Source organism: Vibrio sp. Y10_XG_PY6, assembly GCF_024181795.1.
GTDB lineage: Bacteria > Pseudomonadota > Gammaproteobacteria > Enterobacterales > Vibrionaceae > Vibrio > Vibrio diabolicus.
In genome coordinates, this window is sequence record NZ_JAMZAQ010000001.1 from 1,621,617 (window position 1) to 1,640,234 (window position 18,618).

Annotated in this window: 17 protein-coding genes; 12 read left to right on the top strand and 5 right to left on the bottom strand. The window is 46.6% G+C overall.

The genetic code is table 11. The annotated features are described in order from the left end of the window. The first annotated feature begins 74 nt into the window (after positions 1-74). From NL644_RS06985 to NL644_RS07010, 6 genes are all read left to right on the top strand, one after another. Positions 75-1,595 (top strand): NAD-dependent succinate-semialdehyde dehydrogenase, encoded by a 1,521-nt coding sequence (locus NL644_RS06985; protein ID WP_114323415.1) that lies wholly within the window; start codon positions 75-77, stop codon positions 1,593-1,595. Between the two features lie 41 nt (positions 1,596-1,636). Further along, positions 1,637-3,043: an aspartate aminotransferase family protein gene (locus NL644_RS06990; protein WP_053808062.1), complete on the top strand. Its 1,407-nt coding sequence runs from the start codon at positions 1,637-1,639 to the stop codon at positions 3,041-3,043. Positions 3,044-3,129: 86 nt separating this feature from the next. Next, on the top strand, positions 3,130-4,104 hold the full coding sequence (gene eutB, locus NL644_RS06995; RefSeq protein WP_114323416.1) for a hydroxyectoine utilization dehydratase EutB: 975 nt from the start codon (positions 3,130-3,132) through the stop codon (positions 4,102-4,104). A gap of 14 nt (positions 4,105-4,118) precedes the next feature. Next, entirely contained in the window at positions 4,119-5,078 is a 960-nt protein-coding gene (locus tag NL644_RS07000; RefSeq protein WP_253658220.1) for a cyclodeaminase, read from the top strand. 56 nt (positions 5,079-5,134) lie between these two features. Beyond that, complete coding sequence (locus NL644_RS07005) at positions 5,135-5,911, top strand: Asp/Glu racemase (protein WP_114323418.1); 777 nt, start codon at positions 5,135-5,137, stop codon at positions 5,909-5,911. Positions 5,912-5,958: 47 nt separating this feature from the next. Beyond that, complete coding sequence (locus tag NL644_RS07010) at positions 5,959-6,480, top strand: DUF2058 domain-containing protein (protein ID WP_006741387.1); 522 nt, start codon at positions 5,959-5,961, stop codon at positions 6,478-6,480. Positions 6,481-6,575: 95 nt separating this feature from the next. Here the strand turns inward: NL644_RS07010 and NL644_RS07015 are convergent, their stop codons facing one another. The 3 genes from NL644_RS07015 to NL644_RS07025 form a co-directional block, all read right to left on the bottom strand. Beyond that, positions 6,576-7,190, bottom strand: coding sequence for a LysE family translocator (locus NL644_RS07015; protein WP_114323419.1), 615 nt, complete (start codon positions 7,188-7,190; stop codon positions 6,576-6,578). Positions 7,191-7,268: 78 nt separating this feature from the next. Beyond that, a complete protein-coding gene (locus tag NL644_RS07020; protein ID WP_048624767.1) occupies positions 7,269-7,661 on the bottom strand; it encodes a ribosome recycling factor family protein in 393 nt (130 codons plus the stop codon). A 3-nt stretch (positions 7,662-7,664) separates the two neighbouring features. After that, positions 7,665-8,534, bottom strand: a complete 870-nt coding sequence (locus NL644_RS07025) for a LysR family transcriptional regulator (RefSeq protein ID WP_237284855.1) — start codon at positions 8,532-8,534, stop codon at positions 7,665-7,667. Positions 8,535-8,639: 105 nt separating this feature from the next. On the opposite strand from NL644_RS07025, the gene NL644_RS07030 reads away from it, so the two are divergent. Continuing rightward, complete coding sequence (locus tag NL644_RS07030; RefSeq protein ID WP_253658221.1) at positions 8,640-9,896, top strand: adenylosuccinate synthase; 1,257 nt, start codon at positions 8,640-8,642, stop codon at positions 9,894-9,896. A gap of 371 nt (positions 9,897-10,267) precedes the next feature. Next, positions 10,268-11,332: an L-asparaginase 2 gene (ansB, locus tag NL644_RS07035; protein WP_161446258.1), complete on the top strand. Its 1,065-nt coding sequence runs from the start codon at positions 10,268-10,270 to the stop codon at positions 11,330-11,332. 84 nt (positions 11,333-11,416) lie between these two features. On the opposite strand, the gene NL644_RS07040 is transcribed toward ansB, so the two are convergent. Beyond that, on the bottom strand, positions 11,417-12,253 hold the full coding sequence (locus NL644_RS07040) for a pyruvate, water dikinase regulatory protein (protein WP_005392709.1): 837 nt from the start codon (positions 12,251-12,253) through the stop codon (positions 11,417-11,419). Between the two features lie 251 nt (positions 12,254-12,504). On the opposite strand from NL644_RS07040, the gene ppsA reads away from it, so the two are divergent. The 4 genes from ppsA (at position 12,505) to tyrS (ending at position 18,168) form a co-directional block, all read left to right on the top strand. After that, positions 12,505-14,877 (top strand): phosphoenolpyruvate synthase, encoded by a 2,373-nt coding sequence (gene ppsA, locus NL644_RS07045; RefSeq protein WP_006741382.1) that lies wholly within the window; start codon positions 12,505-12,507, stop codon positions 14,875-14,877. 170 nt (positions 14,878-15,047) lie between these two features. Then, positions 15,048-15,827 (top strand): lipoprotein, encoded by a 780-nt coding sequence (locus tag NL644_RS07050; RefSeq protein WP_005392707.1) that lies wholly within the window; start codon positions 15,048-15,050, stop codon positions 15,825-15,827. A gap of 193 nt (positions 15,828-16,020) precedes the next feature. Continuing rightward, positions 16,021-16,827, top strand: coding sequence for a response regulator transcription factor (locus NL644_RS07055; RefSeq protein WP_046876144.1), 807 nt, complete (start codon positions 16,021-16,023; stop codon positions 16,825-16,827). Between the two features lie 81 nt (positions 16,828-16,908). After that, the gene (gene tyrS, locus NL644_RS07060; protein WP_253658222.1) at positions 16,909-18,168 is read left to right on the top strand and encodes a tyrosine--tRNA ligase; all 1,260 of its coding nucleotides are present in this window, start codon (positions 16,909-16,911) and stop codon (positions 18,166-18,168) included. A 78-nt stretch (positions 18,169-18,246) separates the two neighbouring features. On the opposite strand, the gene NL644_RS07065 is transcribed toward tyrS, so the two are convergent. Further along, a complete protein-coding gene (locus NL644_RS07065) occupies positions 18,247-18,606 on the bottom strand; it encodes a DUF6559 family protein (RefSeq protein ID WP_181869521.1) in 360 nt (119 codons plus the stop codon). Positions 18,607-18,618 lie beyond the last annotated feature (12 nt).

Here is an 18,618-nt window from a genome sequence, read left to right on the forward strand (position 1 = left end):
TCGGCATCAGAAATTATTTCGGTCACTTCTCCATTACAGTTTAACTATGGACAACGACGCTGGGAGAAGGACTCATGACAGCACTGCACAGCTTACATGCTGAGGAATTAAAAGCCTCACACGACATGATGGCGATAATGAAAGACGTACGTTTGGTGAGAGGTTTAGCGTACGTAAATGGCAAATGGGTAAGTGGTGACCAATTTCATCCGGTGGATAATCCAGCGGATAGTACGGTCATCGGCTACATTACCAAGCTATCTCAGCAACAACTCTATCAAGCGATTGATGAAGCCGACCAAGCCTTTCGTCAATGGCGAAAAATGCAAGCAGAAGAACGCGCTGAAATTCTCATGCGTTGGCACGATCTGATTTTAGAATCAAAACAAGATCTTGCTCGTTTGATGGTTATGGAGCAAGGCAAAACATTAGGTGATGCTTTGGGTGAAATCGACTACGGCGCATCCTTTGTTCGTTGGTTTGCAGAGGAAGCACGCCGCAGCTATGGCGAAACCATCCCAAGTCATATTCCGAATGCGCAACTATCGACGGTACGCGAGCCGATTGGTGTCGCAGCTCTGATTACACCATGGAATTTTCCTAATGCAATGGTCACCCGTAAAGCCGCCGCAGCATTAGCGATAGGCTGTCCAGTGCTCATCAAACCTGCCAGCGAAACGCCTTTTTCCGCATTGGCCTTGGCAGAATTAGCAGACCGAGCCGGCTTTCCACCTGGTGTATTTAACGTGATTACTGGCGATGCGGTGATGGTGTCACAAACCTTGTGTCACTCCGATAAAGTCAAAGCGCTCTCGTTCACAGGTTCAACTCGAGTGGGTAAGTTGCTGCTGCGCGACGCGGCACAAACCGTGAAGAAGTGCAGTATGGAGCTCGGCGGTAATGCCCCTTTCATCGTGCTGCCAGATATGGATGTCGAGCAAGCAGCCAAAGCCGCCGTGGATGCCAAGTTTCAAACTGCAGGACAAGACTGCTTGGCCGCAAACCGTATTTTCGCCCCCGAAGATAAGTACGAAGCGTTTTTGGAAGCGTTTGCCAAAGAAATGAGCCACATCGTTTTGGGCAATGGTTTAGATGAAAAAACCACCATGGGGCCGCTGATCAATCGCGCTGCGGTGGATAAAGCGCATGATTTGGTGCGTGACGCACTCGACAAAGGCGCGCGATTGGTAGCGGGATACCACCAGCCCGTACCAGGCGAAAACTTCTTCGCGCCGACATTGCTAGCCGATGTCACCCCTGATATGGCGGTGTATCGCGAAGAGAATTTTTGTCCTGTGGCAGGCGTATTGCCTTACCAAGACTTAGATACCGTGATTGAAATGAGCAACGACACTGAGTACGGCTTAGCTGCCTATGTTTATGGTCACGATATTCACCAAATTTGGCGCTGCATGCGTGGTTTGGAATTTGGCATGGTGAGCGTGAACTCCGTCAAGATGACTGGCCACCCTATCCCATTTGGCGGTGTGAAACAGTCAGGGCTTGGACGAGAAGGCAGTCGCCACGGCTTTGAAGAATACAGTGAAATCAAATACTGCTGCTTAGGCGCTTTACCAACCGTCAGTGGCAGTTAAGGCACGAAATATGGATATCCAATTATTCGAGGAGAAGGATCATGAGCAACAAAACCCAACAACTTTTAGAGATCGACCGTCAGAGAGTATTTCATGCCTCAACCCACCTGAAGCAGTATGCGGCTGGGGAGCTTTCGGGAAGAATTATCTCGAGCGGAAGCGGAATACGCATCACCGATTCAGAAGGCATCGAGCTGATAGACGGCTTTGCCGGGTTGTATTGTGTGAACATTGGCTATGGCAGGACTGAAATGGCCGATGCTATTTATGAACAAGCCAAAGAGCTGGCGTACTACCATACTTACGTCGGTCATACCAACGAAGCACTAGTGACACTGTCAGATCGCATCATCAAAATGGCGCCTGAAGGCATGAGTAAAGTCTACTACGGCATGTCAGGCAGTGATGCGAACGAAACTCAACTTAAGTTGGTGTGGTATTACAACAATGCTCGTGGTCTACCAGAGAAGAAAAAAATTATCTCCCGTGATCGCGGCTACCATGGCTCAAGTATCGCTTCGGGTTCAATGACAGGGCTACCTCTGTTCCACGCACATTTTGATTTACCGCTTGAGCGCATCAAGCACACCATGGCGCCGTATTACTATCGCCGTGAAGACGAGAGTATGTCTGAGCTTGAATTCTCTCAATATTGTGCGGATCAACTCGAAGCGATGATCTTGGAAGAAGGCCCAGAAACGGTCGCAGCGATGATTGCGGAGCCAGTGCTCGGTACTGGTGGTATTGTGCCACCACCAGAAGGATACTGGCAGGCGATTCGCAAAGTACTCGACAAATACGATGTACTCTTGATTGCGGATGAAGTGGTCTGTGGCTTTGGTCGCCTCGGCTCCGATTTTGGTTCGCTGCACTACGACATGAAACCGGATCTCATCACGGTAGCGAAAGGATTAACCTCAGCGTATCAACCGCTGTCTGGCGTGATCGTGGGTGAACGAGTTTGGAGTGTGCTAGAAAACGGTACCGACCAATGGGGCGCTATCGGACACGGTTATACCTACTCCGGTCACCCAATGGGAGCGGCAGCCGCGAACTGCAACCTCGATATCATTGAACGTGAAGGCTTGGTGCAAAACGCAGCCGAGGTCGGTGCTTACCTGCAGCAACGTATGGCGGAGACGTTTAACGATCATCCATTGGTCGGTGATACTCGTGGCGTTGGCTTGTTGCATGCGTTGGAGTTTTCTTCAGACAAACTCCGCCGAGCACACTTTGATCCAAACTTGAAAGTGGGTCCGCAAATCGCGGCGGCCTGTTTAGAGCAAGGCTTAATCGCTCGCGCCATGCCACATGGTGACATCCTCGGCTTTGCTCCACCGCTTATCGCAAATCGTAATGACATCGACACTATTGTCGACAAAGCGCACCAAGCGGTCAATAAAGTGATGGATAACCTCGTCACGTCTAAACAGTGGCAGCCAAAATAGCCGCGAATTAACCAACTCACAAACCTACCAATGATTACCGCCCCCTCTGACCAAATTAGAGGGGGCGGTCCTAAGAGACGTACTACATGGAAACACAAGCAATCTTTGCCGCAAAGAAAGCGATTAACGGATTAGTCAGTCGCACACCATTACTTCACTCACCACTGTTATCGCAACAATATCAATGTGAAATTTGGTTAAAACTGGAAACACTACAACCTATTGGTGCTTTTAAATTGCGTGGAGCGACTCATGCCATGAACAAACTGAGTGAGGAACAAAAACGACATGGCGTCGTCACTTGCTCTACTGGTAACCACGGCCGTGCCGTGGCTTATGCTGGGCAACGACTAGGAGTCCGCACCGTGATTTGTATGTCCAATTTAGTGCCACAAAACAAAGTCGACGCAATTAAAGCATTAGGCGCAGAAGTTCGAATTGTTGGGCAAGCTCAAGACGACGCGGAGCGAGAAGCATTGAGGCTAACAGAAGAAGAGTCGATGACCTATCTCTCACCATTCGAACACCCAGACATCATCGCCGGACAAGGGACCATTGGACTAGAAATCATTGAAGATCTTCCTGATGTCGACGTCATTTTCGCCGGGCTATCTGGCGGCGGATTGATTGGTGGTATTGGCTTAGCCGCAAAATCAAACAGCAGCAAAGTGAACGTGTATGGCGTTTCCATGGACAAAGGCGCAGCGATGGTAGAAAGCATTAAAGCAGGAAAACCAGTACAAGTTGAAGAGCACGAATCGTTTGCTGACAGCTTAGGTGGCGGCATAGGTTTAGACAATCGCTATACCTTCAAACTCGTGCAAGAAGTCATGGATAAAGCGTTTTTAGTCAGTGAACACAACATCGCCAAAGGCATGGCAGATATTTTCGATGCAGAAAAATTTGCCGTAGAAGGCGCGGCCGCAGTGGGGCTTGCCGCCATTCACCAGCATCAACTGGACTTACGCGGTAAGAAAGTCGTTTTGGTGCTCAGTGGAAAAAACGTCTCTTCAGACACTTTTGAGACGGCATTAAAAATTGGCCGCCAAGTCAAAGAATAACCGAGGTCGTGCGAATGAAAATCTATAATAAATCTCAGATAGAGCAAGTAACTCAGTTAGATCTTAATGCGTTAGCGGCCGTGGAAAATGGCTTCAAAGCGCTTGGGCAAGGCAACGTCACCATGCCTCCGGTTCTTAGTATGGCAATCGAAGAGCATAACGGCGAAGTGGATGTAAAAACGGCGCATATCAAAGGTAATGAGCGCTTCGCGATAAAAATCAGCCCAGGATTTTTTGATAACCCAAAACTGGGACTACCCAGCCTAAATGGTTTGATGGTGCTCTTTAGCGCGAAAACAGGGCTGGTTGATAGCGTATTGTTTGACGAAGGGTATCTAACCGACATTCGTACTGCTCTCGCCGGCGCTATCTCCGCGAAATACCTGTCGAACTCAGAAGCATCCAAAATTACGGTTATTGGCAGTGGGCTTCAAGCAGAACTCCAAGTCGCTGCGATAAAATTAGTTAGGCCAATCTCCCAAGTGAACATCTGGGCAAGAGACAACACAAAATCGCAGGCTTACAAACAACGCATGGAGCAACGATACGATCTATCCGTATCTGTACACCCCTCTATCCAGCAAGCATGCCAAGAAGCCGACATTATTGTCACGACAACGCCATCAAAAGAACCTTTGCTGAATTGGGAAGATATCCCATCAGGAGCACACGTGATCGCTATGGGTTCAGACAGTCCTCATAAACGTGAGCTTGCCACCTCAGTCATCCTAAATGCTGAGCATCTGGTGGTTGATCGAATCAGTCAGTCAGAATCACTTGGCGAATTACGCAGTGTAGACAAACCGCTCACCCGTAGCCTAGTCGAACTTGGCGACATCATTTGCGGCAAGCACCCCTACTCAAGGCGTATTGACGATGTTTCGGTATGTGATTTAACGGGAACTGGCGTTCAAGACACCGCAATCGCTGACTATACCGCTCAACAACTCACCAGCATTCAATCCACGATGTAACTTATTCCCTGTGACTTTCGCGGTGGGCAACCACCGCACTTTTTGAGGGCCGTAACATGCCAGAGCTCTGTACGTTTCAATCTTTAACCACTCAGTTTGAGTTTTCGGCGGATGTCTCCGCTTATCAACGTTCAATCGGACTCATTCAACTCGCGACCGACTATGTGCTAGAAAACGAATGGCGCGAGCATTTACCCGCAGATGTTCGCTTATACACTTCACGCTTTCTCACCACAGGTACTGTCGATCCTCTGCACTTAACAGACATGCAAAACAGTATCCGCGAGTGTGTACGCACCATCGTGCCAATGTGGCCAATCAACGTCATGGCGTTTGGCTGTACGTCAGCTAGTGTGCTCATTGGCTCCGATCAAATCACTGATTTAATTCGTCAAGAGAGACCCGAAGCCATAACAACTAACCCTTGGCAAGCCGCACTGAGAGCGCTTGAACACCATCAAGCTCAAAGAATCGTTATGCTGACGCCGTATACCAATGACGTCAATCACCCACTTTATGAGTCCATGACCGAACATGGCATTGACGTTCTGGCCTTTGGGTATTTCAATCTCGACTACGATCCCCATATCCCAACCATTGGAGGGCAAGACGTAGAAAATGCCTTAGCGCAGCTGCTTGAGTCGATTGATTGCACTGTGGACGCGGTATTTATTTCATGCACGAACATGCGAGTCATGCATCTACTGCCTTATTTCTCAAGCCGCTTTGGTATTCCTGTACTAAGCTCCAACCAAGTGATGCTTTGGGACGCATTGCGTTTGCTTGAGTCCGATAATTTCTCCGACGTGTCATCATCGCCCTTTCCTTGCTGATAAGGACTCGCTAAAATGCACAAAATTGCGCACTAACTGGATGAAACATGGCAAAACTTACCCTTCAAGAACAAATGCTGAAAGCTGGCTTAGTTAATGAAAAGAAACTAAAGAAAGCGAAGAAAGGCTCTAAAAAATCACGCGTTCAAGCACGCGAAGTAAAAGCGGCGGTTGAAGAGAATAAACGCCAACAGTTAGAGCGTGATAAACAATTGAGCGAACAGCAAAATGCCGAGCGTTTGAATAAAGAGATCAAAGCGCAAATCAATCAATTGATTGAGATGAACAAGATCGACTTAAAAGATGGCGATATTAAGTACAACTTCACCCATGGCACCTTGGTTAAGTCACTGTATGTTGATGCTCTCATCCGTGAACAGTTGATTAAAGGCATTCTAGCCATTGCTATTGTCGGTGAAAGCTACGTTGTCATTCCACGCGGAGTAGCAAATAAAATTGCTCAACGTGATGAATCCGTCATCATCGAACAGAAAGAACCAGAATCGGACATTCCAGCAGAAGACGACCCATACGCAGATTTCGTCGTGCCAGATGACTTGATGTGGTAACAACAAACAATAGATGCATCAACGAAAAGAGCCGCTGATATAACATCAGCGGCTCTTTTTTTAATAGAAAAAATACGCTACAGAAATGATGTGCGTTATTGCTTACTTAGTAGTAAATTCACACCAGATGCGGCTAAAAACAGCGAACATCCGCGATTAAAACGTTTCGCCATTTTTGGATTTGAGAACCAATGTCTAAGGTACAAACCAAAAATCGCGTAAATTGAAATGGCGACCATTTCTAATATCAAAAACGTGGAGCCAAGGGCAAAAAACTGCTCTTGAACGTTAGCGTTCACATCTACAAACTGCGGCAAAAATGCAGTAAAAATAAGAATCGCCTTCGGGTTGCCGGCGGCAAGCGTAAACTCTTGTTTCGCAAGCCCTGCATAGTTGCGTGAGTTAGTTAACTCAGAGAGCGGGCTCGATTCCGAACGCCAAAGGTTGAATGCAATCCACAATAGGTACAACGCACCCACCAGCTTTAACGCTAAAAACAGCATTTCTGATGTGTACAAAATCACTGCGAGCCCAGAGGCAGACAACGCGATCATGCCAGAAAATGCCGTAATACGCCCTAAACTAGCGACAAACGCGGCACGAAAACCGTAACAACGCGCATTATTCATTGCCAATAAGTTGTTTGGGCCTGGAGTCATATTCAGAGCAAAGCAAGCGGGAATAAAAAGGAGGAGCTTCCAAATATCCATGATAAAAAATGGCCTTAATTTTTAGTAATAGCCCGCACCGTAACATTGGCTGCTAGAATGAGTAAATAAAATTCTACGCTAGAGCATTTCCGCTTCAAACCGAGCTGCTCTGGCTTGCGCAATCGTACAGTGCGTTTCTGTCATCAACTCCGCCAAGGTGATATTTGGGTTTTGCACCACCAACCGAATCAGTTTTTCTTCCAACGGTTCCAGTTTGTCCTGATGAACGGATAACCCTTTCTCCAACTTATTCATCACAAACCTTAGCTCTTCACACTGTCCTGCTTTTAGCTGATCAAGTAACGCTTTTAAGTTCAAAGCTTCTCCAGAAACTTGCCAATGACGAGAGCGCCTAACTCGCTTAACGTCACACCCACAATCCGCCGCAATGACTTTAATGCGTTTAGCATTCTCACCGCCAATGCGATGAATCAGAGAGGGCAGCGAAACAATAATGTCGTCATCTTTCATCCGTTACTCTCCCACCACTGACACATTCTCTCCAACCCAAGTGAGTAGCTGTTTGGCGGCTTTGGAGAGCACCTGATTTTGGCGCACAATGTAGCCGAAATCGGTGTTTGGAAAACTAGGCAAAGGCGTGACTTCTCGGGAAAGCGTTAACTTCGGATCAAGAGAGAAATCCGGCACAATGGCGGTACCAAATCCTGCTTCTGCCCAGTCGATTTGTGCTTCCACACTGCCCACTTCCATCACGCGATGCTTCGGCAGATTTAACTCAGGTAAAGACGCATCTATCAGCTCACGGGTTCGCGTGTCGTGCCCTAGCAGAATCAACGTCTGGCTCTCTTTTCGATTGTCCTGCCACTCAAAAATGTTATCGCCAAACGCACACCAATGAATCTGCGTGAGAGGCGTAAAATGCAGCGGTTGACTCTCTTTTTGTGCGATAACAAAGCCGATATCGGCACGCGCACTTTTCACCAAATCCACCGCTTGAGAAGACGTGGTATTGAACAATGCCAAGTCGATACCCGGGTATTCACTTTTGAATTGCTGAAATGGTTTGATAAGCAGTAAACGTGAAACAATATCGCTCGCCGCAATAGAAAGCGTCCCCTGCGTAAGATCGTTGATGGCATTGAGATCCGATTGGCAAATTTGCAGCTCATTAAGCATCCGCTGCGCCGTATCTAACAAACGCTTCCCCGCTTGCGTCAACTGCACAGGATTTCGCTCAATCAATTTCGTGCGCGTGGCCTGCTCCAACTGCTTGATATGCAAGCTGACGTTCGGTTGCGTCATGTGCAGCTCCGTCGCTGTTTTGCCAAAATGTTTTACCTCTGCAAGAGTTACGAAGGTTCGCAGCCAGTTCAAATCTAACATAGCCAATTCCGATATGAAATTATTATCAAGTTAATGAGTATAATTAATTTCTCTTATTATGGCGAACACCTTAAGATTTTTGCATCTGTTTTTGGAGATTAAATTATGTCGTCTATCGTTGTTGTGGGTGCAAACTGGGGTGATGAAGGCAAAGGCCGCATCGTTGACTTTTTGGCAGAGCAAGCTTCTGCGAGCATTCGTTTCCAAGGTGGTAACAACGCGGGTCATACCGTGGTTAACGACCTAGGTACGTTCAAGCTGCACCAGCTACCAAGTGGCGCTTTCAACCCAGACTGTTTGGCAGTATTAGGTCCGGGTATGGTTATCAGCCCTGCATTGCTGTCTCAGGAGATTGCGGAAGTTGAAGAAGCGGGCGTAAAAGTGAATATGTGCATCTCTGATCGCGCAACACTGTGTCTACCTCTACACGCACTAGAAGATACGCTAGAAGAACAACGTTTAGGCGACAAAGCATACGGTTCAACTCGTCAAGGTATTGCACCTGCGTACGGTGACCGCGTAATGAAGAAAGGCATTCTTGTTGGTTGGTTGAAGCAACCAGAAGTATTGGTTGAACGCCTTCAATTCATGATGGATTGGAAACTGCCGCAACTGCGTGCGCTTTACCCGACGTTCGAGTTCGAGCAAACCGCGGAAGAAATGGCGAACTGGTTGCTAGAGGTGTCTGCACCTTGGCGCGATTCAATTTGCAACGTAACGCTTCCTTTAAAAGAGCTACAAGCAAAAGACAAAACACTATTGTTCGAAGCGCAGCTTGGCGCGGGTCGTGACCTTGTTTACGGTGAGTACCCTTGGACAACATCTTCTAACGTTGTATCAATGTATGCGGGTATCGGCAGTGGTCTTCCAGCACTTCGTCCTGAACGCGTTATTGCGGTTGCAAAAGCATTCAGCTCATCAGTAGGTACTGGTACGTTGATCACGGCAATGGAAGAGCAAGATGCTTTCCGAGAACTTGCAGGCGAGTTCGGTGCAACTACAGGTCGTCCGCGCGATATGGGTTACTTCGACGCAGTCGCTACGAAGAATGGCGTTGAACTGCAAGCCGCAACTGAAATTGCACTAACGAAAGTAGACTGTTTGACTGGCCTTAACGATCTGAAAATCTGTGTTGGCTACGAAGGCGACCACAGCGAAAACCCAATCTGGCCTCAAACGGCATCTCTTGCGCCAATCTACGAGAAGATGGAAAGCTGGAGCGAGGACATCACAGGTTGTCGTAAGTTTGAAGAGCTTCCAGTAGCAGCACAGAAATACGTTCTACGAATTGAGGAACTGATGGGCGTACCAGTAAAAATGGTCTCTGTGGGTCCAGGCCGTGAACAAATGATTATGCGATAAGATGTGAATTAACACATCATTGGCAAGCGGCTTTTATCTGTTCCGGGGTAAAGCCGCTTTTTTTTTACACTGTAAACTTTGAAGAAATTGCACTTCTCAATTCGTGTTTAGTAACCTAATCGCGCCTCCCTTCCCTCTTTATTTATCAATCAATAGATTAGAGCATATAACGCATTGTGCACGTTATTAGTACATCTCACTTGTTAAAGAAGCACGTTATTTAAGTTAATTGTTTGAATTAATGTTCTTTAACTGATTGCTTGATCACGATCTTCATCTGCAATTTGTTGAACTAGTGCTCAAAAAATCTAACCCGCTGTTTTTAGGATAGATGAGTTCCCCAACATCCAACCTAACAGCAGGTGATTCCCATGACGAAAAATCTTTTCCGCCTCAGTACGATAACTCTCGGTTTATGCATCAGTTCGTTCTCTTTTGCGCAATCCGATCTTCCGAACATTAAAATTCTTGCCACTGGCGGCACCATAGCAGGCGCAGGTCAATCTGCGACAGAGTCAAACTACACAGCAGGTAAAGTCGGCGTTGAATCATTGATTTCTGCGGTACCTAGCATGACCAACATTGCCGATATTTCCGGAGAGCAAGTAGTCAGCATTGGTTCACAAGACATGAATGATGAGGTATGGCTTAAATTAGCCAAACGCGTCAACGAACTGCTCGCTCAAGATGATGTTGACGGTATCGTCATCACTCATGGTACTGATACGTTAGAGGAAACCGCTTACTTCCTTGATCTTACCGTCAAGAGCAAAAAGCCAGTCGTGATCGTCGGTGCAATGCGTCCTTCCACCGCAATGAGTGCTGATGGCCCAGTTAATTTATACAACGCCGTCGTGACAGCCACCGATGAAGATTCTGAAGGGCGCGGCGTGTTAGTCGCGATGAATGACACTATATTCGACGCGCGAGACGTAACTAAAACAAACACCACTTCCGTCAGTACTTTCCAGTCACCTAACTTTGGCCCTATCGGTTACATTCATAATAGCGATGCCAAATATCAACGAAGCCCAGAGCGTAAACACACCACAGAAACACCATTCGATGTATCAAAACTTAACACACTACCTAAAGTAGGTATTGTTTATAACTATGCAAATGCGTCGAGCTTACCAGTCAAAGCCTTTGTTGATGCCAAGTTTGACGGTATTGTAAGTGCTGGTGTGGGTAATGGTAACTTGTACCACACGGTCTTTGATGAGCTAGAAAAAGCGAGCAAAGATGGCGTTGTTGTTGTAAGGAGCTCCCGAACGCCTAGCGGCTCAACCACTTTGGATGCTGAAATTGATGACGACAAATATGGCTTTGTTGCCTCAGGCACACTAAACCCACAAAAAGCACGTATCTTACTGATGCTGTCACTGACTCAAACCAAAAACTATCAAGACATCCAAAAGATGTTCCAATACTATTAAATCATTCTGTGTAAGGCATCTTTAGATGCACAAGAGGAGGTGTTACTCGCCTCCTCTTGCACACGACGATGTTGGCGCCCCTGGTTAACCAAACAAACGGCGCTTCATTCCTGCTTTTTCCAGAATACGCGTAGTAATTTCCTCAACAGACAGAGAGGACGTATTGATGTATGGGATCGCCTCTCTTCTAAACAACGCCTCTACGGTGTCTAGCTCCAACTTACACTGCTCAGTACTGGCGTAATCACTTCCAGACAAACGATTCTCACGGATTTCAGTCAAACGTTCAGGGTCGATAGTAAGCCCGAATAATTTATGACGATGGATCTCAAACTCAGGCAACAAGCGCATCATCTTCACGTCTTCCGCGATAAATGGGTAGTTCACGACACGCAAACCAAACTGCATCGCCATATATAGGCTGGTGGGGGTTTTTCCGCTGCGCGATACTCCCAGCAGGATGATATCGGCTTGTTCCAACCCTTTTAGCGTGATGCCATCATCATGCGCCAATGTATATTCAATGGCCGCGATACGGTCGAAATAAGTATCGGAATCTTTCCCCACACTGCGAGAACGCTGCAACTTGGGTTTTGGTGCCATCTGAATGTCGTCTTGCACTTTCTGTACAATGCTTTCCAACACATCGTAGCTGTATGCAGGCGCTTCCAGCAGCATTTCACGTACGTCTGGCACCACGATAGAGAAAAACACCAGAGGTTTGACGCCATTGCGTTGGTAGGAAGTTTCAATTTCTTTTACAACGTCAGCAACTTTGTCCTGGCTTTCTACGAACGGAAAGGTTTTTTCGTTAGGAATGAACGGAAATTGACCGAGAACAACATGCCCTAATGTCTCACATGTTATCGCCGTACCGTCAGAAACATAGAACACATCACGACTTTGGTTATTTATTTGCATTTCTGTTTAATTTTTCAAAATCTTTTGAGTAGGATGGTAAACATAATATTAATAAATCAGTTTGGCTTTCAGTTAGGTTCACCACAGCTTTAAAAATTCTTTTGAATTTTTTTCAGCCAGAACGTAATCGTTTGCCTTTGATATCAATCTAAATGAAGCAATGTATGGTCAACGTGTAATAACAGCCAACATGCGATTGTTTAGAGCGATTTAAGTCCCCCTACTAAGCTGCAATGTTTCTGGAGAAAGACATGCAAAAGAACACCCTCTGGTTCAATGGCCTATCCATGGATGATGTCGACAAAGTCGGCGGTAAGAATGCTTCACTTGGCGAAATGGTTTCTAACCTAGCGAACGCAGGCGTTTCTGTACCAAATGGTTTTGCGACAACCTCATACGCGTTTAACCAATTCCTTGACCACGAAGGTTTGGATGAGCGTATTCACCAATTACTTGATGAACTAGACGTTGAGGATGTGGAAGCTCTGCGTAAGACAGGTGCAACCATCCGTCAATGGGTATTAGAGGCCCCTTTCCCTGCGGACCTTGAACAAGAAATCCGTGAAAACTACCAAGAACTGATTGAAGGCAACCCTGAGCTTTCAGTCGCAGTTCGTTCATCTGCTACGGCAGAAGACCTGCCTGATGCCTCTTTTGCTGGTCAGCAAGAAACGTTTTTGAACGTGAAAGGCATCGACGCAGTACTAGAAGCAACTAAGCACGTCTACGCTTCTCTATTTAACGACCGTGCGATCTCTTACCGTGTACACCAAGGTTTCGATCACCGTGGTATCTCGCTATCGGCGGGTATCCAACGTATGGTGCGTTCAGACAAAGCTTCTTCGGGTGTAATGTTTACGCTTGATACTGAGTCTGGTTTCGACCAAGTTGTCTTCATCACCTCTTCATGGGGCCTAGGTGAAATGGTCGTTCAAGGCGCAGTAAACCCTGATGAATTCTACGTTCATAAGCCAATGCTTGAAGCAGGTGAGCACCCGATCGTTAAGAAAACATTTGGTTCTAAGTTGATCAAAATGATCTACTCTGACAACCAAGAGATCGGCAAACAAGTTGATATCGTTGATACTTCTGATGAAGAGCGCAACACATTCTCACTGAACGACGAAGAGATCAAAGAGCTCGCCAAACAAGCGATGATCATCGAGAAGCACTACCAACGTCCAATGGACATTGAGTGGGCAAAAGATGGCATCGACGGCAAGCTGTACATTGTTCAAGCGCGTCCTGAAACCGTATGTTCACAAACGGAACAAAACGTGATTGAGCGCTACGAGCTACAAAACAAAGCAGATGTTTTGATTGAAGGTCGTGCAATCGGTCAACGTATCGGTAAAGGTGCAGTACGTTTGGTTGACTCTCTGGACCAAATGTCATTGGTTCAAGAAGGTGATGTGTTAGTTACAGACATGACTGACCCAGACTGGGAACCAGTGATGAAGAAAGCTTCTGCTATTGTTACCAACCGTGGCGGACGTACTTGTCACGCAGCAATCATTGCTCGTGAACTTGGTATTCCTGCAATCGTTGGCTGTGGCGATGCGACAAGCAAACTGACTGATGGCGCAACAGTGACCGTATCTTGTGCAGAAGGCGAAACAGGTTACGTTTACCAAGGTGAACTTGAGTTTGATGTAAAACGCTCTTCTGTTGATGAACTACCACTACTTCCGACCAAAGTGATGATGAATGTGGGCAACCCAGATCGCGCATTCGACTTTGCTCAGATTCCAAACGAAGGTGTTGGCCTTGCTCGTCTAGAGTTCATCATCAACAAGATGATCGGTATTCACCCGAAAGCATTACTTAACTTTGATGCGCAAAGCGATGAGCTAAAAGCAGAAATTAAACAGCGCATTCGTGGTTACAAAGATCCTATCGATTTCTACGTGAGCAAGCTGACTGAAGGCATCGCGACTATCGCTTCTGCTTTCTGGCCAAAACGCGTCATCGTTCGTATGTCTGACTTTAAGTCGAACGAATACAGCAACTTGGTTGGTGGTAAAGCCTACGAACCGCATGAAGAAAACCCAATGCTCGGCTTCCGTGGTGCGTCTCGTTACATTTCTCCAGTGTTTGAAGATTGCTTCGAGTTAGAAACTCAAGCTATCAAGCGCGTTCGTAACGAAATGGGTCTGAAGAACGTTGAAATTATGATCCCATTCGTGCGTACACCAAGCGAAGCTGCATCAGTGATAGATTTGCTAGCGAAGTTTGATCTGCGCCGTGGCGACCAAGGTCTGAAAGTCATCATGATGTGTGAGCTGCCATCCAACGCCGTGCTTGCTGACGAGTTCTTGAAGTACTTCGATGGTTTCTCTATCGGTTCAAACGACATGACTCAGCTAACGCTTGGTCTGGACCGTGATTCTGGCGACGTGGCACATCTGTTTGATGAGCGTAACGCAGCAGTGAAAATCATGTTGAAAATGGCAATAGACGCAGCAACCAAAGCTGGTAAGTACGTGGGTATTTGTGGTCAGGGCCCATCAGATCATGAAGATTTGGCGGAATGGTTGATGGAGCAAGGCATCAGCTCTGTTTCACTAAACCCAGACACCGTTATCGATACTTGGTTACAGCTCGGTAAAGTTAGCAGCAAGTAACGCGCTAAAAACTCAAGCCCTCACACTCCCCTTGTGAGGGCTTTGTTATTCATACGTCATTTCGCAATCAGTTCGTGATTCCTCTCTCAAGATCGCCATTTAGTCAATTTCATTATCAAAGTCTGATGACCTAGAATGAATGATGTATCGACAACTCCAGAGAGAATTTGATGAAAAAGTCTATCGCACTCATTACCACATTGATGCTCCTAGCATCTCCCGCTTACGCAGATTGGGATGATATTTCCAACAAAATGTCTGAGCTAGGCGAAGCGGTTTCTGATACTGCGCAAGATGCTTGGGACGATACCAAAGCCTTTTCAAAACAAGCGTGGCAAGATTTCACGAACTGGTCCGAGGAAGCAATCAATACCGCGGGCGAGTGGACAGAAGCCAGTATTGAGAAAAGCAAAGAATGGATAGATGCAGCCGACAAGAAAATTGATGAACTGATGGAAGGCGACACGCCAGAAGAAGCTCGCCAAGCCGTAGACTTAATGGCGGATAGTGCTTTACTCAAGTTGTTTAATGAAAAGCCGGAGGCCAAAGCCATTTACGACAACGCTTACGGCTACGCGGTCTTTGATTCTCGTAAATTGTCTTTGTTGTTTCACACCAACTCAGGGTCAGGTGTCGCAGTCAATAAGGAAACAGAAAAACGCACTTATATGAATATGTTTGGTTTGGGCGTTGCACTTGGGGCTGGCGGCAAATTTTACCAACAAGTGGTTCTGTTTGAGAGCAAAGAAGATTTTGATACGTTCGTCAACGAAGGATGGGAGGCCACAAGTGAAGCCTCTGCTGTTGCGGGCGAAGATTCAGAGCAACTTTCAAAACAATTTAACAGCGGCGTCGCCGTTTATCAGTTGAATGCAAAAGGCTTGCTCATCGATGCCAACGTGTCTGGTTCTAAATATTGGGTTAACGAAGAGCTCACCAACTCGCAGTAACGCATAGCAACTAATCGCTTAAACAGAACGGTTGTTATGCGCCCTTATCAATAAGTTAACGCAGCTATGACTCCTCAAAACTGAGTACTTGTGCAACTTTCTCATGGGAAGTTACCAGAAGATGGTGACTTCCCTTTCTCGTTGGATGGCTTTTCGTTATGCTTGCCCAAAACCATCTGCGATTCGGTATCCCATGCCTGACAATAACTTTAATAATCTGCTGGCAGAAGCAATTTCTGCTCTTAATACGCCTAACTTTACTCCTAAGCTTATGCGTGTCATTCGCACTCTTTTTCATTTTGATTGCGCGGTTATTTTAGGTTATCGAGAAGGTAAACATCCTATTTATCTCTACGACTCGATTGAGAACGAGCGAGAATTACTTTTTCAACGCTACCTTACTGACTCATTTCAAAATGACCCTTTTTTTCTCAAACTAAACGAGACAAAGCAACAAGGCGTATTTACGCTCAAAGACGTAGCACGCAAAGGCGTTGATTTTACTTCCTACTGCGAACAGTTCTACCATCAGACAGGGTGGAAAGACGAACTGAGCATGCTAGTCGAAGTCGAACCTGGCCGTTGGGTCATGTTGTACTTCGGGTATATGAATGATGGAAAATACTTTTCTCAACAGCAAATCAATAAATTAAAGCCCTACTTCCCGATAATTCAATCGCTTTGTCAGCAGCATTGGAAACAAACGGAATTTACCTTTTCTGAGCCTGTTTTTGCACAGAGTGCTTATTCTGGCAGTATGCGATTAGCCATTGAGCAAGCTTTAGCAACGTTTGGCGTAGAATCACTCACCCGTCGCGAGCAAGAGGTGGCTTCGCTTCTCGCTCAAGGGTTTGACACCAAAGAAATTGCCGCGCGGTTACACTTAGTTCAAGGCACGGTCAAAAATCATCGAAAGCGCATTTACTCGCAATTAAATGTGTCTTCATTGAGTGAGTTATTCCAGCTTTTCCTCAATCACCTCATTCTCCATTCAAGATAAAAAACTGTCCCTTAAGGGATATATCGAGAAAAGGTGTCGCGTTTTAGTCTGAATGTAACAACCACCAAGACAGACAAAAGAATGACGACACCATTACTGCAAGATTTACAAGATCGTGGCTTGATTGCACAAGCCAGCGATTTGGAAGAAATTCAGACACTTCTCTCACGGCCACAAACCGTTTACTGCGGCTTCGATCCTACAGCAGGCAGCTTGCACATCGGCCACCTTGTGCCTTTGATCATGCTTAAGCGCTTTCAAGATGCCGGACACCAAGCTGTTGCCTTGATTGGCGGTGCAACGGGCATGATTGGCGACCCAAGCTTTAAAGCGACCGAGCGCAGTCTGAATTCTTCAGAAATCGTCTCAGGTTGGGTTAACGATCTTTCTAATCAAATTCAGCAGTTGATGAATCACCAGCTGACCAAGCCGATGATCATGGTGAACAACGCTGACTGGATGAAAGCGATCAATGTGATCGACTTCTTCCGTGATGTGGGTAAGCACTTCTCGATCAATACTATGATCAACCGAGAATCGGTAAAACAACGCCTGCAACGACCTGACCAAGGCATCTCCTTCACCGAATTTAGCTACGCTCTGCTGCAATCGTACGATTTTGCCGAGCTAAACCGTCAATACGGTTGCCGTCTGCAAATCGGTGGCAATGACCAATGGGGAAACATCGTCAGCGGGATCGATTTAACTCGTCGTCAAAATGGTGAGCAAGTATTTGGCTTAACTCTGCCGCTGATCACGAAATCCGATGGCACCAAATTTGGCAAAACCGAAGGCGGCGCAGTATGGCTAGATCCTAGTAAAACCTCACCTTACGCCTTCTACCAGTTCTGGATTGGCGCAGAAGACGCCGACGTTTACCACTTCTTGCGTTACTACACGTTCTTGAGCTGCGAAGAAATTGCCAGCATTGAAGCGCAAGACCAAGCAAGCCAAGGCAAGCCACAAGCACAACGTATTCTCGCTGAAGAAATGACGCGATTTGTTCATGGCGAAGACGGCCTATCTAGTGCCGAGCGCATCACTCAAGCACTGTTCAGCGGTAATGTGCAACAACTGAGTTTGGGTGAATTAAAACAGTTGGAGTTAGATGGTTTACCAAGCATTGAGAGCACACAACAAGATTTGGTTGAGCTATTGATTGAGTCGGGCTTAGCAAGCTCGAAACGTGTTGCACGCGAACACATCAGCAACAACGCCATCAGTGTAAACGGTGAAAAAGTGTCGGCTGATAACCCGAGTTTAAGCTTCCCACTGTTTGACCAATACTGGTTACTGCAACGCGGTAAAAAGCACTTCTGCCTCGTAAAGCGTACCGCTTAACAAAGCATTGGAGTGACACCTCACAAGGCAAAGTGATATAGCGAGTTAACTGACAAGACTTTATAAGGTTAGCTCGCTCTAGTATCGGCTGTGCATACCAAAATGATGAGACATTCCATCTTCCATTCGGCCGCCTTTCCAGCCACCAGCACCGAATAAATTAAGCACATCTTGAGCGGTATAATCGGCACCAGCAAAGAAGTCATTCGCCACATCAGAGCGGATGGCTTGCAACTCTGGTTGATTTTCCAAATCAAGATCTTGCGGATTCGCGAACAGCGCCAACGCAATTTTTTGTTGGCACGAGCTTAACTCGCTGGTGCTCGTCTTTACCTGACCGACGGAAAAGTACTCACGACTGCCGTATCCCACCACCAATCTGGTACTCATTAGCTTAATCACTTTCTTAATGCGGCGACGTTGTATAAATCTCAACATGTTGAAGCCCTT